General features: G+C 71.1%; 23 protein-coding genes and 1 tRNA gene. 2 read left to right on the top strand and 22 right to left on the bottom strand.

All coding sequences use genetic code 11. The features are described from left to right. Window positions 1-53 precede the first annotated feature (53 nt). The 18 genes from AC5DRG_RS44865 to AC5DRG_RS44780 form a co-directional block, all read right to left on the bottom strand. Entirely contained in the window at window positions 54-1,145 is a 1,092-nt protein-coding gene (locus AC5DRG_RS44865; protein WP_491805821.1) for an ABC transporter permease, read from the bottom strand. Then, window positions 1,142-2,647 (bottom strand): sugar ABC transporter ATP-binding protein, encoded by a 1,506-nt coding sequence (locus AC5DRG_RS44860; protein WP_491805819.1) that lies wholly within the window; start codon window positions 2,645-2,647, stop codon window positions 1,142-1,144. Before AC5DRG_RS44860 ends, AC5DRG_RS44865 begins: the two co-directional genes overlap by 4 nt. Window positions 2,648-2,770: 123 nt before the next feature. Further along, entirely contained in the window at window positions 2,771-5,632 is a 2,862-nt protein-coding gene (locus AC5DRG_RS44855) for a SpoIIE family protein phosphatase (protein ID WP_491805817.1), read from the bottom strand. A gap of 130 nt (window positions 5,633-5,762) precedes the next feature. Further along, window positions 5,763-6,731 (bottom strand): cyclase family protein, encoded by a 969-nt coding sequence (locus tag AC5DRG_RS44850; protein WP_491805815.1) that lies wholly within the window; start codon window positions 6,729-6,731, stop codon window positions 5,763-5,765. Between the two features lie 191 nt (window positions 6,732-6,922). After that, window positions 6,923-6,996, bottom strand: a tRNA-Pro gene (locus tag AC5DRG_RS44845). Window positions 6,997-7,128: 132 nt separating this feature from the next. Further along, window positions 7,129-8,502: an MFS transporter gene (locus AC5DRG_RS44840; RefSeq protein WP_491805813.1), complete on the bottom strand. Its 1,374-nt coding sequence runs from the start codon at window positions 8,500-8,502 to the stop codon at window positions 7,129-7,131. 86 nt (window positions 8,503-8,588) lie between these two features. Beyond that, window positions 8,589-8,948, bottom strand: coding sequence for an MmcQ/YjbR family DNA-binding protein (locus tag AC5DRG_RS44835; RefSeq protein WP_491805811.1), 360 nt, complete (start codon window positions 8,946-8,948; stop codon window positions 8,589-8,591). Between the two features lie 30 nt (window positions 8,949-8,978). Next, window positions 8,979-9,512, bottom strand: a complete 534-nt coding sequence (locus tag AC5DRG_RS44830) for a GNAT family N-acetyltransferase (RefSeq protein ID WP_491805809.1) — start codon at window positions 9,510-9,512, stop codon at window positions 8,979-8,981. Continuing rightward, window positions 9,509-10,087: a helix-turn-helix domain-containing protein gene (locus AC5DRG_RS44825; protein ID WP_491805807.1), complete on the bottom strand. Its 579-nt coding sequence runs from the start codon at window positions 10,085-10,087 to the stop codon at window positions 9,509-9,511. The genes AC5DRG_RS44830 and AC5DRG_RS44825 overlap by 4 nt, the downstream gene beginning before the upstream one ends. A gap of 73 nt (window positions 10,088-10,160) precedes the next feature. After that, window positions 10,161-11,063: a LysR family transcriptional regulator gene (locus AC5DRG_RS44820; protein ID WP_491805805.1), complete on the bottom strand. Its 903-nt coding sequence runs from the start codon at window positions 11,061-11,063 to the stop codon at window positions 10,161-10,163. A 31-nt stretch (window positions 11,064-11,094) separates the two neighbouring features. Continuing rightward, window positions 11,095-12,288 carry a glycine C-acetyltransferase gene (locus AC5DRG_RS44815; RefSeq protein ID WP_491805803.1) on the bottom strand — a complete coding sequence of 398 codons (1,194 nt, stop codon included), beginning with the start codon at window positions 12,286-12,288 and terminating at the stop codon, window positions 11,095-11,097. 12 nt (window positions 12,289-12,300) lie between these two features. Then, on the bottom strand, window positions 12,301-13,329 hold the full coding sequence (gene tdh, locus AC5DRG_RS44810; protein WP_491813330.1) for an L-threonine 3-dehydrogenase: 1,029 nt from the start codon (window positions 13,327-13,329) through the stop codon (window positions 12,301-12,303). Between the two features lie 216 nt (window positions 13,330-13,545). Next, window positions 13,546-14,121 (bottom strand): GAF domain-containing protein, encoded by a 576-nt coding sequence (locus AC5DRG_RS44805; protein WP_491805801.1) that lies wholly within the window; start codon window positions 14,119-14,121, stop codon window positions 13,546-13,548. 60 nt (window positions 14,122-14,181) lie between these two features. Then, window positions 14,182-14,781: a GTP-binding protein gene (locus tag AC5DRG_RS44800; protein ID WP_491805799.1), complete on the bottom strand. Its 600-nt coding sequence runs from the start codon at window positions 14,779-14,781 to the stop codon at window positions 14,182-14,184. Next, a complete protein-coding gene (locus tag AC5DRG_RS44795; protein ID WP_491805798.1) occupies window positions 14,759-15,130 on the bottom strand; it encodes a DUF742 domain-containing protein in 372 nt (123 codons plus the stop codon). The genes AC5DRG_RS44800 and AC5DRG_RS44795 overlap by 23 nt, the downstream gene beginning before the upstream one ends. A gap of 2 nt (window positions 15,131-15,132) precedes the next feature. After that, on the bottom strand, window positions 15,133-15,567 hold the full coding sequence (locus tag AC5DRG_RS44790; protein ID WP_491805796.1) for a roadblock/LC7 domain-containing protein: 435 nt from the start codon (window positions 15,565-15,567) through the stop codon (window positions 15,133-15,135). 92 nt (window positions 15,568-15,659) lie between these two features. Further along, window positions 15,660-17,771: a sensor histidine kinase gene (locus tag AC5DRG_RS44785; RefSeq protein WP_491805794.1), complete on the bottom strand. Its 2,112-nt coding sequence runs from the start codon at window positions 17,769-17,771 to the stop codon at window positions 15,660-15,662. Window positions 17,772-18,125: 354 nt separating this feature from the next. Continuing rightward, window positions 18,126-19,361 (bottom strand): MBL fold metallo-hydrolase, encoded by a 1,236-nt coding sequence (locus AC5DRG_RS44780; protein WP_491805792.1) that lies wholly within the window; start codon window positions 19,359-19,361, stop codon window positions 18,126-18,128. Window positions 19,362-19,569: 208 nt separating this feature from the next. Here AC5DRG_RS44780 and AC5DRG_RS44775 point away from each other — a divergent pair, with 208 nt between their 5' ends. Beyond that, window positions 19,570-20,760, top strand: coding sequence for a glutamate dehydrogenase (locus AC5DRG_RS44775; RefSeq protein ID WP_491805791.1), 1,191 nt, complete (start codon window positions 19,570-19,572; stop codon window positions 20,758-20,760). 63 nt (window positions 20,761-20,823) lie between these two features. Then, the gene (locus tag AC5DRG_RS44770) at window positions 20,824-21,444 is read left to right on the top strand and encodes a TetR/AcrR family transcriptional regulator (RefSeq protein ID WP_491805789.1); all 621 of its coding nucleotides are present in this window, start codon (window positions 20,824-20,826) and stop codon (window positions 21,442-21,444) included. 40 nt (window positions 21,445-21,484) lie between these two features. On the opposite strand, the gene AC5DRG_RS44765 is transcribed toward AC5DRG_RS44770, so the two are convergent. The 4 genes from AC5DRG_RS44765 to AC5DRG_RS44750 form a co-directional block, all read right to left on the bottom strand. Then, complete coding sequence (locus AC5DRG_RS44765) at window positions 21,485-21,958, bottom strand: hypothetical protein (protein WP_491805787.1); 474 nt, start codon at window positions 21,956-21,958, stop codon at window positions 21,485-21,487. A 41-nt stretch (window positions 21,959-21,999) separates the two neighbouring features. Then, window positions 22,000-22,785 (bottom strand): SGNH/GDSL hydrolase family protein, encoded by a 786-nt coding sequence (locus AC5DRG_RS44760; RefSeq protein WP_491813329.1) that lies wholly within the window; start codon window positions 22,783-22,785, stop codon window positions 22,000-22,002. 143 nt (window positions 22,786-22,928) lie between these two features. Further along, complete coding sequence (locus tag AC5DRG_RS44755) at window positions 22,929-23,642, bottom strand: DUF6250 domain-containing protein (RefSeq protein WP_491805785.1); 714 nt, start codon at window positions 23,640-23,642, stop codon at window positions 22,929-22,931. Window positions 23,643-23,830: 188 nt separating this feature from the next. Then, window positions 23,831-24,796, bottom strand: coding sequence for a M23 family metallopeptidase (locus tag AC5DRG_RS44750; RefSeq protein WP_491805783.1), 966 nt, complete (start codon window positions 24,794-24,796; stop codon window positions 23,831-23,833).

The raw sequence follows: 24,796 nt of genomic DNA, 5'->3' as shown, positions 1-24,796 counted from the left end.
TCAGGTGGTGCCCATGGCGTCGTTCACGGAGGGGCGCCCGCTGCGCCACCGTCCTACGTCGGGGCGGACGGCGGCTCCGGCGGTACGGCAGGCGAATCGCGGGCCGCGACGGTGCCGGTGCGCAGGCGGCGCGCGGAGTAGCCGGCCAGGCCGACGGCGATGAGCAGGGTGCCGCCGTAGAACAGAGGGACCGTCCAGAAGTCGGCTCCCATCTGGCCGATGCCGGTGAGGCCCACGGCGAGGACAGCGACGGCGACGAGGGTGCCCATCGCATTGGGGCGGCCGGGTTTGATCGCGGTGGCGCCGAGAAGGGCGCCGACGAATGCGGGCAGCAGGTAGTCCAGTCCGACGCTCGGATTACCGATCTGCTGCTGGGCGGCGAGCAGCACACCGGCGAAGCCGACGATCAGCCCCGACGCGGCGAACGCGTAGACGCTGTACCTGCGGGTCGGGATGCCGACGAGGTCGGCCGCGCGCGGGTTCGAGCCGACGACGTACAGATACCGGCCGAGCGGCAGCCGCTCCAGCACCAGCCAGAGGACGACGGCGAGGGCGAGCACGTAGAAGGCGGGGACCGGAAGGCCGAGGAACCTGGAGTCGTAGATGTCGGTGAAGGCGGCCGGGAGGCCTTGCGGGCCGGGGACGATCCGGCCGCCGCCGGTGATCCAGCCGGTCACGGCGTACATCATGCTGCCGGTCCCGAGAGTGGCGATGAAGGAATCGATCCGGCCGAACTCGACGATGACGCCATTGAGGACGCCCACGACCGCCCCTCCGCCGATCACCGCGAGGCAGGCGAGCGGCCAGGGCCACCCGACGTTGACGACGAGCTGCATCACCATCACGTGCGCCAGGCCGAGGCCGTAGCCGATGGAGAGGTCGAACGCGCCGGTCACGACGGGGACCATGGCGGCGAGCGCGAGAACGGCCGGGATCGACTGGTTGGAAAGGATCGAGTCGACGGTGTCCCGGGTGGGAAAGGTACGCGGCAGGGTGAAGGAGAAGATCAGGAAGAGCAGGGCCGTGAGTGCCAGAAGGCCGTAAGCACCGATGAGGTGCCCGCCCGGGCCGGGCAGTCGGACGGGGAGACTCGGCCGACCCTGTCGACGCGGCCGGGGCGAGGAGGGGGAGGGCGAGGGGGTCACGGGTTCGACGCGGTTCCGGAGGGGGGCATGTCCGAAGCCGCACGGGTGAGCCCGAAGACGGTGAGGGCCGGACCGCTCAGCTCGGCCGTCACGGACCCGCGGGCGAAAACCAGCGCGCGCCGGCACACGTCCACGACCTCCTGGAAGTCGGTGGAGATGAGCAGGACCGCAAGGCCGCCGGCCAGTGCCTCGTCGAGCAGGCGGTGGACCGCGGCCTTGGCGCCGACATCCACGCTCGCGGTCGGCTCCTCGAGGATGAGCAGACGCAGGCCCACCCGGAGCCACCGGCCGATCATGACCTTCTGCTGGTTTCCGCCGGACAGCGTGGCGATGGGGGCCTCGCTGTCGCGGGGGCGCACCGTGAACCGTTCGATCAGGGCGGCGGCCTCGGCACGTTCGCGGCGGGGGCTGATCCAGCGCAGCGCCGGCAGGCCTCCCGCCCGGGGGTTGGCCAGGAAGTTCTCCCGTACGGTCAGCTCGGCGAGGCAGCCCTCCTGCTGTCTGTCACCGGGCACGAAGGCGACACCGAGTCCGACGGCCTGGGCGACCGTACGGGGACTGTACGGGCGGCCGCCGAGAAGGGCACGTCCCTCGATGAGGGGCCGGGAACCCGCGAGGGCTCGGCCCAGGTCCCTGTGTCCGGCGCCCGAGAGGCCGACCAGGCCCAGGGCTTCCCCGGCCCTGAGCTCCAGGCTGACCGGTCCCGCGCCGGCGGTCCGTACGCCGTCGAGGGTCAGGACGGCCGGGCCGGGGACCGGGGCCGTGGCGGGGTGGCGGTCGCTCAGCTCCTCGCCGACGATGTCGTGCACCAGACGGGCAGGGCTCCGGCCCGCCAGTGCGCCGTGGCTGACGAGACGGCCGTCGCGCAGGACGGCGAAGGTGTCGGCGACCTCGTACACCTCGTCCAGACGGTGGCTCACATAGAGGATGCCGTGCCCCCGGTCGCGCAGTGCGTGCAGGACACGAAACAGCCGGGCGCAGTCCGCGGCGGGGAGGCGGGCGGTCGGCTCGTCGAGGACGATGAGCTTCGCCCGGGTCGCCAGGGCTCGTGCGATGGCGACCAGTGAACGCTCGGCCGGGGCCAGCCGGGCGATCGGTGCGTCGGGATCGAGGTGTCCGGCGACGATGCGCAGGGCCTCGGCGCAGTGCTCTCGGTTCCGCCGCCAGGAGATCAGTCCGGCGCGCCGCGGATACCCGGCGCTCAGGGCGATGTTCTCGGCGACCGTCATCCACTCCACCAGACCGAGATCCTGGTGGATGAAGGACATGCTGCGGGAAGCGGCATGACTCCCGAGCGGGTGCCCGTCCACCGTGATCCGCCCCGCGTCGGCGTGGTGGACGCCGGCGAGCACCTTGATGAGCGTCGACTTTCCGGCTCCGTTGGGACCGAGAAGGGCGAGGACGCTGCCGGCGTGGACGTCCAGGTCGACCCCGGCCAGCGCGAGGGTCCCGCCGAACCGCTTGGCGAGCCCGCGGACGCGGACCAGAGGTTCCACGGACATCTCCGGTGATCGACCTGGCGAGTTGTTCCCGACTGTCATGGGCGATGCTAGCCGGACGTATAGCTAGATATCAGACATTTGCCGTCCCTCGTGCCCCCAACGGCTCAGCGCCGCACTCGGGTCTCACACGCCGTCGAGCCCGCATTCGGCCCAGATGACCTTGCCCTCCGGGGTGTAGCGGGTACCCCAGCTCTGTGACAGCTGCGCGACGAGGAAGAGGCCGCGGCCGCCCTCGTCGGTGGTGGCCGCCCGGCGCAGGTGCGGGGCGGTGTTGCTGGTGTCGGAGACCTCGCAGATCAGGGTGCGGCCGTGGAGCAGCCGTACCCTGATGGGCCCGGCACCGTGGCGGATGGCGTTGGTGACCAGCTCGCTGAGCATCAGTTCCGCGGCGAACGCGGCTTCGTCGAGCCCCCAGTCGGCCAGCTGACGGGTGGCGGAGGCGCGGACCTCGCTGACGAGTACCGGGTCGGCGGGCAGGTCCCAGGTGGCGATCCGATCCGGGTCGAGGGCGTGGGTGCGGGCGACGAGCAGGGCGATGTCGTCGTAGGGATGGGCGGGGGCCACGGTGTCCAGGATCGCCTGACAGGTGTCCTCGGGCGAGCGCTCCGGATGGTGGGCCAGGGCCCCGCGCAGCTGGTCGAGGACGACGTCGACGTCGCGGTGCCGGTCCTCGATGAGTCCGTCGGTGTAGAGGACCAGTTGGCTGTCTTCCGGGAGGTGGATCTCGGCGGTTTCGAAGGGCAGGCCCCCGAGGCCGAGAGGGGGTCCGGCGGGCAGGTCGGGGAACGACACGTTGCCGTCGGGGTGGACCAGCGCGGGCGGGGGGTGGCCGGCGCGGGCCATGGTGCACTGTTGCGAGGTCGGGTCGTAGATGGCGTACAAACACGTCGCACCAATGGTGCCGACGCCGTCGGAAGCGGGGTCCTCCCGGTCCAGGCGTCCCACGAGGTTGTCGAGGTGGGTGAGCACTTCGTCCGGGGGAAAGTCGAGTTCGGCGAAGCTGCGTGCGGCGGTACGCAGCTGGCCCATCGTGGCGGCGGAGAGCATGCCGTGGCCGACGACGTCGCCGACGAAGAGGCCGATGCGGGTGCCGGACAGTGGGATGACGTCGTACCAGTCCCCGCCGACGTCGGATTCGGCGGGCAGGTAGCGATGGGCGACCTCGACGGCGTCCTGGTCGGGCAGACCGTGCGGGAGCAGGCTGCGCTGCAGGGCCAGGACCATGGTGCGTTCACGCGTGTAGCGCCGGGCGTTGTCGATGGACAGCGCGGCGCGGGTGGCGAGTTCCTGGGCCAGCGAGCAGTCGTCGTCTCCGAAGGGGGCAGGGTCCTGCGAGCGGTAGAAAGCGGCGACGCCCAGGACGACACCGCGGGCGACCAGGGGCACCGCGATGAGGGAGTGGACGTGGCTCAGCAGCTGTTCGGGGTCCTCGGGTTCCTGCGCGAGCCAGCCCGCGGCGGCCCTCAGGTCCGGCTCCAGCACCGCCTCGCCGCTGGTCAGACACCGCAGCTGAGGCGTGGTCGGGCCGTAGTCGATCTGCTTGCCGACGGGGTGGAAGGAACAGTCGTCGCGAATGCCGTGGACCACCGTACGGCGCAGGTCACTGCGGGGATCGGCGGACTCCTCGCCGCGCAGTACGGGCTCGGGCAGGTCGATGGTGACGAAGTCGGCCAACCGCGGTACCGCTGTCTCGGCGAGTTCCTCGGCGGTGCGGCGCACGTCCAGGGTGGTGCCTATGCGGGTGCTGGCCTCGGACAGCAGCTCCAGGCGGCGTCGCGCGGCCAAGGCGTACGTCCCCACGTGCGGCTCCCCCACCATCACGAGCCCTCTCGCGGGAAGCGGGGAGTCGAGGTGACCGTCTCTCGCGCCGTCGCCGTCGGCGGTGGTGACGCCCTCGCCGCCCGCGGCGACCTGGCCGGGTACCGTGACGGAGAGATGCCCGGGCGCCGCGACGTTGGGAACGGCCCCGGACGTCAGCGGGGCGAGGGCGACGGCAAGCTCGGCGGGGAGGCCCGGCTCCACGTCGACCCGGTCCGGCACGGTGAAAGGCGCGCGCTGCGAGGAGGCGGGGAGGACGGCCTCGATGGCGATGCCCTCCACTCCGGAGGTGCTGGTCATCGGCCGGCTCACGAGCGTGACGTGCCGGCCGTCGGGCAGGGACACGTCGACCGCGGCCCGCTGCGCGCGGGAGATCAGTTCGGCGGCCTGCTCCATGATGATCGCCCGGTCACGGGGGTGCAGTTCGAGGGCCAGTTCGTCCACGCCGATGCTGCGGTAAAGGCCGGCGGCGGCTTCGGCCGCGGTGTCCTGGTACGCCCGCAGCAGAGCGTGCTCACGCGCGGAACTCTGCCCCAGCAGCCGCCGCTCGATGGCCTCGGCCGCCCTGCGTATCACGATGTCCAGCTCCGGATCCTCGGCGCTGCGCGGATAGCCGAAGCACAGGACGCCCTCGATGCGGCCGCTGAGCGGGTCGCGGACGGGAAGCGCGCGGCAGGCACTGCCCTGGGAGCGCTCGGCGAAGTGCTCGGCACCGTAGACCCGGATGAGTTGCCGCTCCGCCAGGGCGAGACCGATGCCGTTGGTACCGGCGACCTGCTCGGCGAACACGAACCCTGGGACGCTCTGGATCGCCGGGAGGCTTCGGGCCAGCGACGTCTCTCCGAAACGCCGCAGGAGAACCGTCCCGCTCGCATCGGCAACGGAGATGTTCATCGCGCTGCCGGCAAACCGGAGCTGCAGCCGGTCGAGCACCGGCACGGCCGCGTGGACGAGCCGGGCGTCCGGATCGAAATCCTCGCGGAAGGGAAGGTCGGACTGGTCCGGCGACAGCCCCATGGACCGGCACCGCTGCCAGGAATTCAGGATCGACGTGCGCACACCCGCCTCGACCGGCTCTCCCTGCATGAACCGCTCACGAAAACGGGCGGGTCCCGTGCCCTCTGTCGCACGCCCCGTGGGTATGGGTTCGCCGCCGGACCGAACCACGCTCAGCCTCGCTCACACCTTAGATAGTCCACATTTCGGAATTATCTGATATTGACGAGGATACGGGCATCAGGGATATGAGTCACGATTCGTAAGGTCTCTCACGCACGGTAACCGGACTGGTCGGTTGTCACAGGATGGCGACGGGGTTTACGGGCGAGCCCGTCCCGCCCGGGACGTTCAGCGGTGCCACGACGAGCAGGAACTCATACCGCCCCGCCTCGGCGGTCGCTACGGAGAGCTCTTCAAGGTCGAGGTTGTCCAGCAGCGGCACCCCCATCGCGGCCACCGCCAGCGCGTGGACCGGCGAATGCACGCCGTCCACGGGCGAGGGCCGTACATCGCTGTCGCCGTCCCCGCCGAGCAGCGCGATGCCACGCTCGGCCAGCAGCGGTACGGCGTCCACATGGAAGCCGGCGCTCGCCGTGTCGGGGTCCCAGGAACCGAGTTCCCCGCGGCGACGGACATGCCCGGAGCGCATCAGCACCGCGTCGCCCTCGCCGATCGCCACATCGAGCGCCTTCTCGGCGGCGATGATGTCGTTTGCGTGCACCGCTTGCCCCGGCTCCAGCCAGCGGATCCCGAAGACGGCGGGGAAGTCGAGGAGCACACCCGTCGTGACGAGGGGCCCGAGCGCCGACACCGCGCCGAAGCGGGCGCCTGCGGCATCGACGAGCTCGTGTGCCGTCCGGCCGTCGTAGAGCTGCCCCCGGTAGGCGATGTGACACAGCGCGTCGAGGTGGGTGACGCCCTTGCCGTGGTAGTCGGCGCCGATGAAGTCCTTGAAGGTGGAGGGTTCCGGACTCTCCACGTCACCGAGATCGGTCATGTGGTGCAGGGCGGGCTTGCGGTTGTCCGGGCCGGCCCGGGTGTTCCAGGGCACCGCCATCTGGACGACCCTCCCGGACCGCACTCTGTCCGTGGCGCGCCGCACGCGGTCCGCGGTCACCCGGTTCCAGGCACCGCGGTCGGCCGGGGCCCAGCGACCCCACGTGCGAACCGCCTCGAAGAGTGCGTCGAACTGCCGACGGGAGACGGCAGGGCCGTTGTGGGTACGGGTCGGCCCGGGATTCGGGGCACCGCCGGAACTCGAGCTCATCCGTACTCACCGTTCCCAGGCCGAAGAGCGTCATCCTCGCGACGAGAAATCCAGCTTTGCACATTCACGAGGCCGTCTGTCCGACTGGTGATCAAGGGCCGATGAGCGGCATGCTCAACGCCGAAGCCGGGATCAGACCTACGCGAAGAAGGGCCCCCACAGGCTCTCGCCTGTGAAGACCCTTCACACCGTCGGGACGACAGGATTTGAACCTGCGACCCCTTGACCCCCAGTCAAGTGCGCTACCAAGCTGCGCCACGTCCCGTTGCCCGCCTGACCTGGGCTTTCGCCTGGCCGAACGTGCATGGAAACAATACCGCACTCGGGTCGATGGTCGCGCACGCCTTTTTCTCGACCTGAAGTTTGGTTGAGGTCATATGGGGCTGATTGCCCCTGGTCAGCCGCTCGCCGGTCGTATTCGCTCCCCTGCCGCCGCCGAGCCCGGTCCCGTCACCGTCGCGTCGACGCGCACCAGGTCGCGTATCGCCGGTACGGAGAGCAGGGCGGCGCAGACGACGAGGCTCATCGCCCCGGAGACGAGGAGTACGTGGTCGGCGCCGAAGGCGTCGGCGGACGGTCCGGCGAGGGCTTGACCGACGGGCATCAGGGCGAGGGAGCCGGCGACGTCGTAGGCGTGGATACGGTTGAGGGCGTCGGGCGGGACCTGTGTCTGGACGCTGGTCGCCCACATCACGCTCCAGAAGGACATGCCCGCCCCGGCGACGGCGGCTCCGGCCGCCATGGCAGGCACGCCGAGGCCGGCGCCGACGGTTGCCGGGAAGGCGCCGAAGCCGATCAGGGCTATCGCCCCGGCACGGAGCATGCGGCGGGGGCGCAGGCGCAGGGCGAGCAGGCCGCCGATCACCGTGCCGGCGCCGAGGGCGGAGTTCACCAGGCCGTAGACGCGCGGGCCGTGCTCCTGGACCACCTCCGTCGCGACCAGCGGGACGCTCGGGCCCGTGACGGCGATCATGTAGAGACCCCAGACGGCGATCACGCCCCACAGCCAGGTACGCGACCTGAACTCCCGCCAGCCTTCGACCAGATCGGCCCGGAAGGTGCTTCTCCCGTGGGATGCCGGGCCGTCGTCCGGGGCGAGCGGGGGCAGGCGCAGCAGCAGGAGGCACAGGGCGCTCACCACATAGGTGGCGGCATGAGCCGCGAAGACGCCGCCGGGTGAGGCGAAGCCGACGAGGATACCGGCGAGGGCGGGGCCCGAGAGCTGGGCCGCCGCCTCGGCGATGCGTATCGCGCCGTTCGCGCCCTGGACGTCGATGGCGAGGCGGGGCACCGTGCTGGCGACGCCGGGCTGGAAGACGGCGCCGGCCACGCCGTTGACGAAGCCGAGCGCGCAGATCTCCCACAGCACCACATGGCCGGAGAAGAAGAGCGCGGCGGCCAGCGCCTGGGTGACCACGCGCACCAGGTCGGCGCCGATCATCAGCCTGCGGGTGTTGAAGCGGTCCGCGAACACCCCGCCGAAAACCACGAACCCGGCGAAGGCCGCCGCCGTCGCGGCCATGGCCAGGCCCACCGCGCCCGCCCCGTACCCGTGCTGGAGCAGGCCGGCGGCGAGGGCGACCGGCAGCATGGTGTCGCCGAGCCGGGCGACGGCCCGCGCCACGAAGAACAGGGCGAAGTCGCGTGACCACAGGGAGGGGTGCGATTTCGATGGCCCATGTCCCTCGTGACCGGCAGCCTCGCCTCCGGCAACGTTGTCACCAGGTCGGCGCCCCGCCCTCCGCTCGCCCTGCGACGACGTCCCGGTCATGCCCCGCTCCCCTCCCGGCCGATCCTCCACCCACCTCCCACGCCTTCGGATCATGCCACGGGGCACTGACAACGCCCGAGGAGTTTTCAGTCCGCGGTCGGCAGCCCCAACTCGGGGTGTGCGTCGAGCAGTCGGGGCGGCGCCGCCTGGCGCCAGGAGTCGGTGAGGATGTCCCGCAGCTCGTCCTCGTCGTCCAGCGCGGCGAGCCGGGCCCGGACCCAGGCGAAGCCTGCCTCGTGATCGGCGATCCAGAACTTCTCCGGTTCGGCCAGGACCAGTTCGTCGCGCTCCTCCTTGGGGCAGCGCACGGCGATGGACGTCTCCTCCTCGGGCAACGTGACGTACATCTTGCCCGCGACCCGGAAGGTGGGCATGCTCCAGGCGATCTTCTCCGTCGTCTCGGGGAGGGACAGGGCGATACGACGTACGTCTTCGGCATCCGGCATGACTGGCACCGTAGCGGCTCCCACTGACAGTCACCTGGTGGGAGGGCCTGCCCCCAGCTGTTTGTAGTAGATCGTCGTCGGCCGCAGGACCCCGCCCGGGTCCGCCGCGTAGTCGGGGATCGCGCCGACCGGGGTCCAACCGGCGGCGCGGTAGAGGCGTTCGGCCGGGCTGTCGGTCTCGGTGTCCAGGTGCAGCAGGGTGATGCCGGCCGCGACGGCGGCGGTCTCGGCGGTGGCCAGGAGGCCGCGGCCGAGGCCCTGTCCGCGGGCGTCCCGGTGAACCATCAGCTTGACCAGTTCGGCGCGGTGGCGACTGTTGGGCTTGTCCGGGAAGGCGAGGCTCACGGTGCCCACGAGCCGGTCGGCGTCGCGGGCCGCCCACACGGCGAGTTGACCGGAGGCCACGGCCGCGGCTCGCTCCTTCCACCAGGCGAGGGCCGCCGCCCGGTCGAGGGGCGCGAGGAAGCCGATCGAGGCGCCGCCGTTCACCGTGTCGGTCAGCAGGTCGGCCAACTCCTCGATGGAGTCGAGCAGTCGATGCGCGTCCAGTCGTACGACCGTCATGGCAGCACCACCGCCAGCACGTACCGCACGCCCTCGCCGCCGAGGCACCTGAAGCGTGTCGGCCCCCACACCCGCAGGCGCAGACAGTCGCCGGCGTCGAGCTGGTGCGCGACGTCCTGTGCCGTCACCTCCATCGCGCCCTCCAACACCCAGATGTGCTGTTCCAGTCCGGGCACGGGCGGACGGTCGTAGGAGATGTCGGCGCCGGCCGTGAGCCGCCCCTCGACGAGTTCGCCGCGCAGACCGGTGTGGGGCGGGGACACGGACCGTCGTACGAAGCCGGAGGACGGGTCCTTCCACACCGTTTGCGCGGCGGCCCGTACGAGCAGGGCGGGCTCCGTCTCGACTTCGCTGAGCAGCTGGGACATGGTCCGCCCGTAGACACCGCAGAGGCGGTTGAGGAGGGAAGCCGTGGGGCTGGTCTCCGCCCGCTCGGCCCGGGACAGCGTCGACCGGCTCACTCCGCTGCGTTCCGCCAATTCCCCCAGTGACCAACCGCGTTCGGCCCGCAGCTCGGCCAGCCTGGCGCCGAGGCGGATGTCCACGGGGTCGGGAGACAGGGAGTGCTCAGCCATCTCTTGTCTCATATTCGAGACGCTATCCCGGATATGAGACGCCCTGGTTACGGCCGGCTCACGTCACCGGCGGCTACGCGTGCGCCGCCTCGCCCAACGCGTTCAGCACCGGGCTGATCAACGGGTGCTCCTCGGCTCCCCGGCGTACGGCGGCGAAGACGCGGCGGGTGGGCGCGGTGCCGTCCACGGGGCGGACGACCACGCCCGTGAGGTCCATGCCGCGCAGCGCCGAGCGGGGCACGAGTGCGACGCCCGCGTCGGCCGCGGCGAGCGCCACCACGGCACGGAAGTCGTCCGAGGAGTGTTCGAGGCGGGGCTGGAAGCCGGCGCTCTCGCAGGCGAGGACGACCACGTCGTGACAGGGGTTGCCGGGATAGGGGCCGATCCACGGGTCCTTGGCCAGTTCGGCGAGCGGCACCTCGTGCGCGTCGGCCAGCCGGTGGCTCACCGGGACGACCGCGTCGAAGGGCTCGGCGTAGAGCGGGACGTGCGTCAGGCGCGGATCGTCGGCGGGCGGGGCCCCTCGATACTCGACCGCGACGGCGACGTCCACCTGCCGGTCCAGCACCATCGGCAGGCTGGCGTCGCCCTCGGCGTCGTGGACGCGGATACGGATGCCGGGCGCCGTCCGGGCGAGGCGGGCCACGGCGGGCGCGACGACCAGCGCGATGCCGGTCGCGAAGGAGGCGACCGTGACCGTGCCGGCCGCACCCGAGCTGTACGCGGCCAGCTCCGCTTCGGCCCGCTCCAGCTGGGCGAGGACCAGGTTGGTGTGGCTGAGCAGGATCTCGCCGGCCGGAGTCAGCCGTACACCCTTGGCACCGCGCTCCACCAGTCGGTGGCCCGTCTCCTGCTCCAGGGCCGTGAGCTGCTGGGAGACGGCTGAGGGGGTGAGGTACAGCGCGGCGGCAGCCGCCGTCACCGTGCGGTGGTCGGCCACCGCACGGAGGATGTGGAGCCGCCGCGCCTCGATCATGAGATCGATTCTCTCAGCTCGGCCGGAGTACTCAGCCCGCCAGCTCGGCCCGCGCCGCCACGAACGCGTCCACCGCCCGGTTCACGTCCTCCGTGGAGTGCGCGGCGGACAGCTGCACGCGGATACGGGCCTGGCCCTGCGGCACGACCGGGTAGGAGAAGCCGATCACGTACACCCCGCGCTCCAGGAGCAGCTCCGCCATCCGTCCGGCCACGGACGCGTCGCCGATCATCACGGGCGCGATGGCGTGGTCGCCGGGGAGGATGTCGAAGCCCTCCTCGGTCATACGACGGCGGAACAGGGCGGTGTTCTCGGCGAGCCGGATCCGCAGCTCGTCCGCGGACTCCAGCAGGTCGAGCACCTTCAGGGACGCGGCGGCGATCACCGGGGCGAGGGTGTTCGAGAAGAGGTACGGCCGTGAGCGCTGGCGCAGCAGGGCGACGATCTCGGCGCGGGCGGCCACGTAGCCGCCGGAGGCTCCGCCGAGTGCCTTGCCGAGCGTGCCGGTGATGATGTCGACGCGGTCCATGACGCCGTGCAGTTCGGGGGTGCCGCGGCCGCCGGGACCGACGAAGCCGACGGCGTGGGAGTCGTCGACCATGACCATGGCGTCGTAGCGGTCGGCGAGGTCGCAGATCTCACGCAGGGGCGCCACGTAACCGTCCATGGAGAAGACGCCGTCGGTGACGATCAGCTTGCGCCGGGCGCCGTCGGCCTCCTTCAACTGCCGCTCCAGATCGGCCATGTCGCGGTTGGCGTAGCGCAGGCGGCGGGCCTTGGACAGGCGGATGCCGTCGATGATCGAGGCGTGGTTCAACGCATCGGAGATGACCGCGTCCTCCGGGCCCAGCAGCGTTTCGAACACGCCGCCGTTGGCGTCGAAGCAGGAGGAGTAGAGGATGGTGTCCTCCTGGCCGAGGAAGGCGGAAAGGCGTCCCTCCAGCTCCTTGTGCACCTCCTGCGTGCCGCAGATGAAGCGCACGGAGGCCATGCCGTAACCCCAGCGGTCGAGGGCCTCGTGGGCGGCGGCGACGACCTCGGGGTGGTCGGCGAGGCCGAGGTAGTTGTTGGCGCAGAAGTTGAGGACCTCACCGGGGCGGCCGCCGGCGGTGACGTTCACGGTCGCGGACTGCGGGGTGCCGATGACGCGCTCGGGCTTGTGCAGTCCCGCGGCGCGGATCTCGTCGAGGGTGGTGCGGAGGTCGTCGCGTACGGATTCGAACATCGTCACTTTCCTTTACAGGGTCCAGTCCAGGATGACCTTGCCGCCGCGGCCGCTCGCCGCGTCGGCGAACGCCGCCTCGAAGTCGCGGTAGCCGTACCGGCCGGTGATCACCGGGGCGAGGTCGAGACCGCCCTCAAGGAGGACCGACATCGCGTACCAGGTCTCGAACATCTCACGGCCGTAGATGCCCTTGACGGTGATCATCGAGGTGACGATCCGGGCCCAGTCGACCGGGAACTCCTCGGCGGGCAGGCCGAGCATCGCGATGCGGCCGCCGTGCGTCATGTTGGCGATCATGTCGCGCATCGCCTCGGGGCGGCCGGACATCTCCAGGCCGATGTCGAAGCCCTCGCGCAGGCCGAGTTCGCGCTGGCCGTCGGCGATGGTCGCCTTGCCGACGTCGAGGGCGAGGCTCACGCCGATCTTGCGGGCCAGCTCAAGGCGTTCCTCGCTCACATCGGTGATCACGACGTTGCGCGCACCGGCGTGCCTCGCCACCGCGGCGGCCATCAGACCGATCGGTCCGGCGCCGGTGATCAGGACGTCCTCGCCGACCAGCGGGAAGGAGAGCGCGGTGTGCACGGCGTTGCCGAACGGGTCGAAGATCGCGGCGACATCGAGGTCGACGGGGACACGGTGCACCCACACATTGGCGGCGGGCAGCACCACGTACTCGGCGAAGGCGCCGTCCCGGCCGACGCCCAGCCCGACGGTGGCCCGGCACAGATGGCGGCGGCCGGCCTGGCAGTTGCGGCACTTTCCGCAGACCAGGTGGCCCTCGCCGCTGACCCGGTCGCCCGCTTTGATGCCGTCGACGTCACGGCCGGTCCCGACGACCTCGCCGACGAACTCGTGCCCGATCACCAGCGGCGCGCGGATCGCCTGCCGCGCCCAGCCGTCCCAGGCCCGGATGTGCAGATCGGTGCCGCAGATTCCGGTCCGCAGGACCTTGATCAGTACGTCGCCGGGTCCGACGACGGGCTCCGGAACGTCCGCGAGCCAAAGCCCGGGCTCCGCCTTCTCCTTGACCAGCGCCTTCAACGCCACGGCTCCTGTGCATGAGTTCCCGGGTCCGGACATGCCGAAGGCGCCCGTTCCGGGGAGAGGGGTGGATTCGGGTAGCAATCTGCCCTACGTCCGCGTCCCGGGTCCATCGAGGATTTCTTAAGCGGCGCCGCAGCTTTGCTTCACGCCTCCGCCCCGGCTCAACTGGCCGATTTGTCGCCTATTGGCGACCAGGTCCATACGACCGTTCGGCTATCCCCCGCCGAGCAGTTCCAGCCGGGCCACCAGCTCCGCCGCCGTCGACTTGATGGTCTCCAGCCCCGCTTTCCCCCAGGGCCGCGGCTCCGTGTCGACGACGCACACCGTGCCCAGCACCATCCCCGTGGTGTCGATGAGGGGTGCGCCCAGATAGGAACGGATACCGAACTCGTCGACGACCGGATTCCCCGCGAACCGCGGGTAGTCGCAGACGTCTTCGAGAACCAGCGCCTTACGTCGGACCACCACATGGGGGCAGAACCCATAATCTCGCGCCAGTTGACGGCCGACCTCGGGCTTGGCGCCCTCCCCGTTCACGGCGGGCCTGCGCAGTCCCAAACCGCCCGGAGTATGCAGCCCGGCGAAGAACTGCCGGTTCTCGTCAATGAAGTTGACCATGGCGTACGGCGCCCCGGTGAGCTCGGCGAGATGGTCCGCGAACGCGTCGAGCCCAGGGTCCGGATGCTCCCCCAGGCCCAGCCCGCGCAGCCGTCGCATCCGCGCCGGGGCCTCCTTGTCCTCGGGCGTGAGCAGCAGACGACCGGCCGGGCGGGGCGGGTCGTAGCTCATGGGCGGACTCCGTCCCTGTGGACGTAGGTCATAGAGGTACTCCGTGGCGGTGTGCGGGGATCACATGTGGGCACCATGGCTCGGCGCCGGCGCCGGAGCGTGGGCGATGAGATGGCGTACGAGGGTCAGCAGGGTCTGGACTCCGGAACTGGAGATCCGCGCATCGCAGCGGACCACGGGGATCCCGGGGTCGAGATCTATCGCGGCGCGCACCTCCTCGGGGTCGTAGCGGTACGAGCCGTCGAACTCGTTGATCGCGACGATGAAGCCGAGGCCGCGCTGCTCGAAGAAGTCGACGGCCGCGAAGCAGTCCTCCAGGCGGCGGGTGTCGGCCAGGATGACCGCGCCGAGCGCGCCTTCGGACAGCTCGTCCCACATGAACCAGAACCGCTCCTGCCCGGGCGTGCCGAACAGGTAGAGCACATGTTCCGGGTCGAGGGTGATGCGGCCGAAGTCCATCGCCACGGTCGTCTCGACCTTGTTCTCGATGCCTTCGAGATCGTCGGTCGCGGCACTGACCGTGGTGAGCAGCTCCTCCGTGCTGAGCGGCGCGATCTCGCTCACCGCGCCGACGAAGGTCGTCTTGCCGACTCCGAAGCCTCCCGCCACCAGGATCTTGAGTGCGGTGGGGAAGAGATCAGAGCTGTCGTCGTAGTCCATCGAGCACTGCCTCCAGAAGAGACCGGTCAGTGGGGTTGTGGTGGAACTCGGGCGGTTTGGTGGTCAGTGCACCGCAGTCGACGAGGTCCGACAGCAGCACCTTGGTGACCACCGCCGGCAGCTTCAGATGGGCGGCGACCTCGGCCACCGAGACGGGCGCGCGGCACAGGTCGAGCGCCTGCGCGTGCTCGGGGCCGAGATAGCCGAGGGGCGTGGCTCCGGTGGCCATCACCTGCGACAGGAGGTCGAGCGCGATGGTGGGCCGGGTCCGGCCGTTGCTGACCGTGAAAGGGCGCACGAGCCGTCCGGCCGCGTCGTCGAGCCAGGGCCCGTCGCCGGCCGTCGCCACGCTCAAGGCCTCATCGCCGAGGGTTCTGCGGCGTGCTGCCGGGGCGCGGTCATCAGGTACGGGCGGACGCTCTTGACCAGCATCGCCATCTCGTAGCCGAGCACCGCGGCGTCGGCCTCTCGGCCGGCGAGCACGGCGAGGCAGGTGCCGGAGCCGGCGGTGGTGACGAAGAGCAGGGTCGAGTCGAGTTCGACGACGACCTGCCGGACGTCCCCGCCGTCTCCGAAACGGACGCCCGCGCTGCGTCCGAGGGAGTAGAGACCGGAGGCCAGGGCGGCCATGTGGTCGGCGCTGTCGTGGTCGAGCCCGTGGACCGACTTCACGAGCCCGTCGCAGGAGAGCAGTACCGCGCTGGTGGTGTGCGGCACACGCTGCACGAGGCCGCTCATCAACCAGTCGAGATCGGATACATGGCCGGTCGGCGCATCGCTCGCCATGGTGGATCGACTCCTTGAGGTACGAAGGTCTGCGGGAGCGCTGGAGGTGGGGGCGGGTACGGGGTGGGTCGTGGGGGTGCGTACGGAGGTGGTCATCCGGCTGGTGCGCTCCCGTCGTGCCGGGTGGTGAGGTCGTGTCCGGGCGCGGCCACGCCGTCACGCGCGCGGTGCGCCTCGCGGGACGCGGGCGCGCGCGAGGGGTGCGCCTCGACGGTGCGGGCCGTGTCCATGGGCGGAACGTCTATGGAGGACGTCGTGGTCATGAGCGTCCCATCCATGTGGGGTGGCGCACCCAACGAGGGTGTGTCGATGTGGGGAGGGTCCATGTGACCCGTCTCCATGTGGCCCGCCTCCATGTGCCCGGACACCATGTGGCCCGCCTCCGTATGGCCGGGCTCTGTGTGACCGGCCCCTGTGTGGCCGGACTCCGCTGGGGGCGAATCGATGAGCTGCGCGGCCTCCGCGAGGCCGATGCCGCGCTGGAAGGCCGCCATCAGGCCCGGGTCGTGGCCGACGAGGTGCTCGGCGTCCTGGCGGGGTGCCGGGCCCTCGCGGAGTTGGGGTGCGATGTGTTCCTGGGCGCGGCGGCGGGGCAGTTGGGGCTTTCCCATGGTGCCGCGGACGGTGCTGTTGCGCGGAGTGGGCGGCACAGCTGTGTGCTCCGCGACGGTGAGCCGGTCATCGGGCCTGATGCCGGGCAGCGCCTCCGCGGGATTGGGCCGCTCCCCGTGGGTGCCGCGCATGGGCAGCGGCGCCGGTGCGCCACCGGTCGCCACCGGCGTCGCGGCCCGGGTGGCATGCCGCGGTTCCCGGGAGGGTTCCCGTGACTGCCGGGGTGGTGCGACGGTCGATGCCGTGGACGAGACCCTGGTCGCCGCGGCGGGCCCGGGCTCGGTCCCGGCCCTGTGCTGGGGGCGTTGGGGAGGCGCAGGCGCGGCGGCCTGTCTGCCCGGGCCCGTGTGCTCCTGCGGCGGTGCCACGATCCCGGGGGCGCCCGGCGCGGTGCCCAACAGCCCTTGCGGCAGAACGAGTACGGCCTGGACTCCGCCGTAGATGTTGGTCTGGAGCCGGACGTGGATGCCGTGTCTGCGGGCGAGTTGCGAGACCACGAACAGTCCGATGCGGCCGTCCGCCAGCAGGCTGGCCACGTTGACCTGGTCGGGGTCGGCGAGCAGGGCGTTCATCTTGCTCTGCTCGCCGACGGGCATGCCGAGGCCGCGGTCCTCGACCTCGACGGCGAGCCCCGAGGTGACGATGTTGGCGCGCAGCAGTACCTGGGTGTGCGGGGCGGAGAACACCGTGGCGTTCTCGACGAGTTCTGCCAGCAGGTGGATGACGTCGGCGACGGCGTGCCCGCGCAGGGTGCCGTCGATCGGCGGTACGAGCTTGACCCGTGAGTACTGCTCGACCTCGGCGATCGCCGAGCGCAGCACCTCGGTCATGGAGACCGGGTTGCTCCACTGCCGGCGGGAGACGGCGCCGCCGAGCACGGCGAGGTTCTCGGCGTGGCGGCGGATACGGGTGGCGAGATGGTCGACGTGGAAGAGGCCCTTGAGGAGATCGGGGTCCTCGATCTCGTTCTCCAGCTCGTCGAGGATCGAGATCTCGCGGTGCACCAGGGACTGCAGGCGCCGGGCGAGATTGACGAAGACCTCCAGTTTCTGTTCGCTGCCCGCCTGGCTGGAGAGCTGTGCGGCCTGGACGACGGCGGTGACGGCTCCGTCGTGGGCGCGGGCCAGGTCGGCGGCGAGCAGTTCGAAGTCGTCGGCGTCGTCCGGGGGCCCGCTGCGCGGCTTGCGCTTGGGCGGGACCTCACCGCGGCGCAGCGCCTCGACCAGGGTGCGCAGGTCGGCCTCGCCGCGTGCGCTGTGGCGGCGCAGGGCGCCGATGCGGTCACTCACGGACCGGGCGGCGCGGTTCGCGGCGACGGCGGCGATCACAATGCCCACGAGCGCGACCGAGACCGCTCCGGCGAGCACTCCGTACAGGGAGAGGCTGGTCCGTGCGCCGGTGGAGCGGACGGTGAACAGGACGGCCGCGCTGGCGCCGAGGGCGACCGCGACGGGCGGCAGCACGGCGAGACGCAGGAGCTGGGGCCGTATCTGGGTCTCGGGCAGCGAGGGGACGGTGCGGGCGACCGGGCGCCCGTGCCGTCCGCCCTCACGGCGTTCTGCGCGTGCGGCCGGTGCGCGAAGGTGAGACATCGTCGTCCTCGTACTGGTCCGTCGGGCCTGTGGGGTCGCGCGGGGTGCGCGACTCGGGCATGCGCCATCGCGGTGCCGGTCGAGAGAGCCGAAAAATTCGGCCCTGCGTCGCCCGACGGACACTCACAGTAGTCGCCAACGCATCATGTGCGGTGGGCAGTTGACAAAGTCCCACGGAGACGGTCCCGCTCTGGTATGAGGCTTCGTACGACAGACCGATAAGCCCCTCGGGTAATGACCGCCGAACGGAAATCGATCGATCCGACCTGGTCAGAACCGGTCGCAAAGAAACGGCGAGGGCCGGGGAGTCATCCGCTCCCCGGCCCTCGCCGGCTGTCGTTTCCCGCTCGGGGATCAGCCCGAAGGGACGGCTTCGGGGTCGCCGGCGCTCTCGGCCGAAGTCCCCGGAACGTCACCGGCCGTGTCGGCCGGCGCCTCGGCCGGCACACCAGTCGGAACGTCGACTTCAGGCCAGCCGCCCACCGGAGGAGTGGCCACTCCGCGCCACCACAGCTCGGACGGGACCGTCTCTGCGGCGGGCTCGAAGGGCTCGCCGGGGCGCGGCAGGGCGATACGCGCGCCGACCGCGCGGGCGGCCGCCACCGTGCCCTCACCGGGCTCCGACCACGGATGCGCCGCCAGATTGAAGGTGGCCCAGTGGATCGGCATCATCACGCCGCTCGGCTCACCGCGCTGGAGGTCGAGGTGGGCGCGCATGCCCTCCTCGGGCGTCATGTGGATGTCGGGCCAGAACTCGGAGTACGCGCCGATCTGGATCATCGTGGCGTCGAAGGGGCCGTGCGCGGCGCCGATGTCCTTGAAGCCCTCGAAGTATCCGGTGTCACCGCTGTGGTAGATCCTGTGCTCCTCGCCGGCCACGACCCAGGAGGCCCACAGCGTGTGCTGCGTGTTGCGCAGGCCGCGGCCGCAGAAGTGGCGGGCCGGGGTCGCCGTGAGGGTGAGCCCGCCGACCCGGGTCTCCTCGTGCCAGTCCAGTTCGCGCAGCCGGTCGGCGGAGACGCCCCACCGTTCGAGATGGGCGCCGACGCCCAGCGGCACCGCGAACAGGGTGTCCGTGCCGGCCAGCGCCTCGATCGTGGGCATGTCCAGGTGGTCGTAGTGGTCGTGCGAGATGACGACGACGTCGACCGGGCCGAGCGCGGCCAGCGGCAGGGGCACCGGGTGCAGCCGCTTGGGCCCGGCGAAAGAGAAGGGGGAGCAGCGCTCGCCCCAGACGGGGTCGAAGAGCACGCGCTGCCCGTCGATCTCGGCGAGCACGCTGGAGTGGCCCATCCAGGTCAGCCGGAGTCCGGTGGCCGGGGCCTTGGCGAGGTCGGCGAGGGTCGTGGCGTGCACCGGCACCGTCCCGACCGGGGCGCGGAGGGCGCGGTCCTCCTTACGGAAGGAGGACTTCGCGAACTCGAGCATGGCGCCGTCGGGCCGGGCGGCACCCGGCGGGTTCTTGAAGACCCCGTCCACGAAGTGCGGTGACCTGTGGATGCGCGCCAGGCGCTCACCGCTCGAGTCCGCGCCGAAGGCCGCGGGCCGCAGCGCACGGAGCCCGGAGCTCAGGGAACGGAAACCGGTCACGATGCCTCCAAGTGGAGTGGGTGAGACCTTCCATTATGGTCGCCCCCACTGACAGCTCCCGGGTCGACCGGGTCACAGCCCCCGGTTTCCAAGGAAAGACCAAAGATGCGGCGGAACGTGACCGGATGGGCACGCGGCGCACCCGGGCCGCCCGGGCCACCCCGGAGGGGCGGCGCGCAACTGAACGCCGGTTCAGTATATTGCCCGCATGGCAACCCCTCAGGGCGCTCCCCTGCTCTCCCTCACCTGGACCGACCACCTCACCGGCCGCCAGGGCTTCCTGGTCGTCGACCGGCTGGTGCGCGGTGTCTCCAGCGGTGGTCTGCGGATGCGCGAGGGCTGCACCCTCGACGAGGTCACCGGGCTCGCCCGCGGCATGACCATGAAAGAGGCTCTGCACTACGACCCCGAGAGCCGCTACGTCCCTCTCGGCGGCGCCAAGGGCGGCATCGACTGCGATCCCCGGGACCCGGAGTCGTACGCGCTGCTCGTGCGCTATCTGCGTGCCATGCGGCCCTACATCGAGGGCTTCTGGACCACGGGCGAGGATCTGGGCCTCACCCAGGATCTCGTGGACCGGGCGGCCGCCGAGGCGGGGCTCATCTCGTCGATCCAGGCCGTTTATCCGCTGCTCGACGACGAGGCCGTGGCCCGCAAGCGGCTCGCGGACGCCTTCGCGGTGGAGGTGGACGGCATCGGGCTCGACGAACTCGTCGGCGGCTGCGGGGTCGCCGAGTCGCTGCTCGCCGCCCTGGACCGGGCGTCGGTGCCGTGGGCGGGCACGCGCGTGGCCGTGCAGGGCCTCGGCACCATGGGCGGCGCCACGGCGCGCTTCCTCACGCGCGCGGGTCTGACGATCGTGGCCGTCGCCGACGTCAAGGGCACCATCGCCAACCCGGCGGGCCTCGACGTGGACGCGCTGCTCGCCGCGCGGGACGCGTTCGGCACCGTGGACCGCTCCGTGCTGCGGGCCGGTGATCGCGAACTGCCCGGCGACGCCTGGCTGTCGGTCGAGGCGGAGGTGCTGGTGCCGGCGGCGGTCTCGTACACGATCGACACGGCGAACCAGGAGCGGATCACCGCGCGCTGGATCGTCGAGGCGGCCAACATGCCCGTGCTGCCGGAGGCTGAGGAACTGCTCGCCGGGCGCGGTGTCACCGTGCTGCCGGACGTGGTCGTCAACTCCGGGACGAACGCCTGGTGGTGGTGGACGCTGTTCGGCGACATCGGCGCGGACGCGGACGAGGCGTTCGCGCACATCCGCCGTTCGATGCGCGCCCTCACCTACCTGATGCTGGCCCGCGCGGAGGCCGACCGGACGACTCCGCGGGCCGCCGCACACGCCCTCGTCGCGGACCAACTGCCGGTGATCGCCGAGCGGTTCGGCTGGTACCGGTGACAGCGGCCACGCGCGGTGACCCGCTCTTCGTCACCCTCACCTGCCACGGATTAGGGTGACGGCGTGGCAAGAGTGCGGTTGAGCGTGGCGGAGCGGCGTGAGGAGTTGCTGCGGGCCGCCATCGATCAGATCGAGGCGCGGGGCGTGGCGGCGGTCAGGATCGCCGATGTGGCCTCGGCGCTCGGTGTGAGCAACGCGCTGGTGCTGTATCACTTCTCGACGAAGGAGAAGCTGGTCGCCGCCGCGTTCACCTACGCGGCCGAGGACGACCTCGCACAACTGCGCAAGCTCCTCGGCCGCCGTACGACCGCGCTGCGCCGGCTGCGGGCGGCCGTGCGCTGGTACGCGCCGACAGGGCAGGCCAAGGGATGGCGGCTGTGGATCGAGGGCTGGGCGGCGGCGCTGCGCGAGCCCGCCCTTCAGGAGGTCACCCGTGACCTCGACAAGGAGTGGAAGGCCGCGATCGTCGAGGTCATCGCCGAAGGGGTGGCCGCCGGCGAGTTCCGCTGCCCGGACCCCGCCGGCACGGCCCTGCGCCTCACGGCCCTCCTTGACGGCCTCGCCGTACAGCTGACGTCGTACGCCGGTGCGGTGTCACGCGCGCGTGCGCACGAGTGGGTCGAGGATGCGCTGGCCCGGGAACTGGGGCTGGAGCGGGAGGCGTTGACCACCTCGGAGCGGTGAGACGCCTCCCCTGACGGTCACCGCAGTTCGTACACGGCCGTCAGCGTGACGGTGTCCTCGATCTCGCCGGGGGCGACCGGCACGCCCGCGCCGGCAGCGGGTGCGTCGACGGCCACCGTGGAGGGGCGGCCTGGTAGCCGGTCAGCTGGGAGGTGCCGTCCTGGTACTGGTGGACGGGGTTCAGGAACAACTCTTCGGTACGGACGTCCCGGTCGGCGACACCGTGTTCGCGTACGGCACGCAGCAGGGCGTCGGGTGCGGCCGTGGCGCTGCCCTGGCCGGTGACGGTGACGGTCGCCGGGGTCGGCTCGCTGTGCCCCGCGACTGCGGCGCCCTTGGGCAGCGCGGTCGCACTGGGCGCGGCGACGGCCGACAGGCCGAGGGCGAGGAGGGCGGCGGCGAGCGTGGCGGTGGCGCGGGGAAGGTGTGCGGGGATACGGATACGGCCCCTCCGGACGGCGCGGACAGGTCGCGCCCATCCCGGCACCGGGGTCCGCACCCGTCCGCGCGCCATTCCCGCGCCGTCACCTCACTGGTCGAGCCAGCCCGGCCCGCTCAAGCGACCGCCTCGATGCGCGACTTGATGTCGTCCGGCGACAGACTCCCCTTGGCCGTCACATGGTCGCCCGAGGACTCCCCGCGCAACCGCCGCCCGATCCACGGCACCAGGTACTCGCGGGCCCAGTGGACGTCGTCGCGCCGGACGTCGAGCGTGCCACGCGGTGGCAGCGGCGGCCACGGCTGGTCCGGGTCGGCCGGTACGTCGAGCCCGAGGACCTGCCCGGCGCGCAGCGCCACGCGCGTATGGCCGTCCGCAGACAGATGCAGCCGGTCGCCGTCCCAGGCACGACGGTCCTGGATGGTCTTCAGGGACCACAGGTCGAGCACCGGACAACCGTATCGGTCGGCGATGGCCCGCACATGCCCGTTGTAGGTGGCGATCTTGCCGCGCAGATGCTTCAGCACGGGCACGCCACGGGTGTCGAAGCCGGTCGTCACCACCACCGTGCCGACGGCCGAGGTGAGTGCGATGACCGCCCGCTCGAAGCGTTCGGCGACCTCGTCGGGATCGGTACCGGGCCGGAGGATGTCGTTGCCGCCCGCACAGAACGAGACCAGGTCGGGCGCGAGCTCGATGGCCCGCGGGACCTGGTCCGCCACGACCTGGTCGAGCAGTTTGCCGCGCACGGCGAGGTTGGTGTAGCCGAAGTCGCCTTCGGGCCGCCGGTCGGCGAGCAGTACCGCGAACCGGTCGGCCCAGCCGACGAACGCCCCGTCGGGGCCGGGGTCGCCGACGCCTTCGGTGAAGCTGTCCCCCACCGCCACGTACGACCCGATCACTGATCTGTTGTCATTCTTCGAATCGTCTGCCACACCGGCATGATTCCTCTTCGGGTGTGACCTACGCGACCGTAATAAGGGGTTGACGGACGGTGACATAAGCCACTGCTAAAGGCTTTCCCAACTGAGGAATAACCCTCCGATCAGGGCTGTTCCGGCGTCAACCGCCACACCCGGAACTCTGTGATCCTGAAGTGGCTCCACACGGTCCGGAAGGCGAAGTGCCCGCTCGTGTACGGCTCCGGGTCCGTGAAGTCGAAGACGAGCCGCCCGTTGTTCCACCACAGCACCGTCGACCCGTCCGAGACGATCCGGACCCGGTTCGGCTCGTTCGCGGTGAGCAGCGGCTCGGTGTAGTCGTAGACGAGCGGGCGGACCCCTGGCTCCCCCACGTACCGGCGCAGCCGCGTCGTGGTGTTCGTGTTGGCGCCGTAGCCGACGTAGTACGTCCTGAGGTAGTCGTACTCGTCGAGCGCGCCGCCCCGCACGGTGGCGAAGAGGTCGTCCGGGGAGCGCACGTCGGTGGCGTTCCAGAAGTTGTTGAGGTCGGAGACCCGGTCGTTGACCCCGCCCTCGGACACCGGCGTGGCGGTGTACTCGAGAACGTACGGCCCCTCCAGCCTCCGCTTGAACCAGACCGTCGCACCGCTCGGCACGTCGATCTCCAGGACACCGCGGGAGGCGGTGACGGTGCCGCCGCCCTGCAACTCGGCGACCCACTGCCCGAGACCGTGGCGGAAGTCGTCGTGCGCGATGAGCCGGCGGTGGCGGGGCGCGGCGCTCGCCGCCGTCGGAGCGAGCGCCGCGAGGGCGGTGCCGGCGGCGAGGGCTCCGAACGTTCTACGCGTGGTCGTCACGGGATACGACTCCTTCGGGAACGGGATCACTGTCGCCTCACCCTCCCTCCCCTGCCGACGCCTTGGACACCCCTGCCACAAAGAGGCAACACAGCGATCACGAACGGGGAGCAGTGGACACACCGAAGGCCGGACCCGGGGATCGGGGTCCGGCCTTCGGTGGCGTGGGGGCGCTTCAGGCGCGGGTGTCAGCCGACGGAGACACCGTGGGAGCGGAGGTAGGCGACCGGGTCCACGTCCGAGCCGTAGTCCGGCGTGGTGCGGATCTCGAAGTGGAGGTGGGGGCCGGTCACGTTGCCGGTCGCACCGGAGAGGCCGAGCTGCTGCCCCTCGGTCACGGTCTGGCCGCTGGAGACGGAGAGCGACGAGAGGTGGGCGTACTGGGCGTAGTAGCCGTCGGCGAGCTTGATGACGACCTGGTTGCCGTACGCACCGCCCCAGCCGGCGGAGACGACCGTGCCCGCGGCCACGGCCTTGAGCGAAGTACCGGTCGGGACGACGAAGTCGACGCCCGTGTGGTAGCCGCTGGACCACATGCTGCCCGCCGTGTGGTAGGCGGTGCCGACGGTGGCACCGGCCACGGGGAGGGTGTAGCCGCTGGAGGTGCTGGTGCTCGTGGTGTCGGTCGCGTCGCTCGTCGACGTGTTCGAGGACGAGGAAGCCGAAGAAGACGAGGACGAGGACGAGGAGGCTGAAGAAGACGAAGAGGACGACGACTTGGTGGTGTCCGTCTTACCCGTCTTACCCGTCGCGGCCTTTCCGCCGAGCGTGAGCTTCAAGCCGGGGTGGATCAGGGACGGGTTGCTGCCGATGGCCTTGCGGTTGTCCTGGTAGATCCTCGTCCAGCCGCCGCTGACGTCCTGCTCGTCGGCGATCTTCGAGAGGTAGTCCCCGGCTCGCACCGAATAGGTCTTGACGCCCGAACTCTTGGTGTTGGCCTTCTTCTCGGCGGCCTTCTTTTCAGTGGCCGTCTTCTCGACCGTCGCGGTGGAAGACTGCGCGGCCTTTTCCGAAACGGACTGCGGGGTGGCCGCATGGGCGCCGGTGGCCCCCATGAGCGGAAGGGCGAGTGCGGCTCCGCCGGTTCCGGCAACGGCGATCGAGCGGGTGAAACGCTGGGCCTTCGGGCGGCGGTGCTTACCCTTCGCGGGCAT

The sequence above is a fragment of the Streptomyces sp. JLBG701 genome (assembly GCF_058544905.1).
The sequence above is the reverse complement of the archived record's forward strand: the minus strand, read 5'-3'. Positions and strand labels throughout refer to the sequence as shown.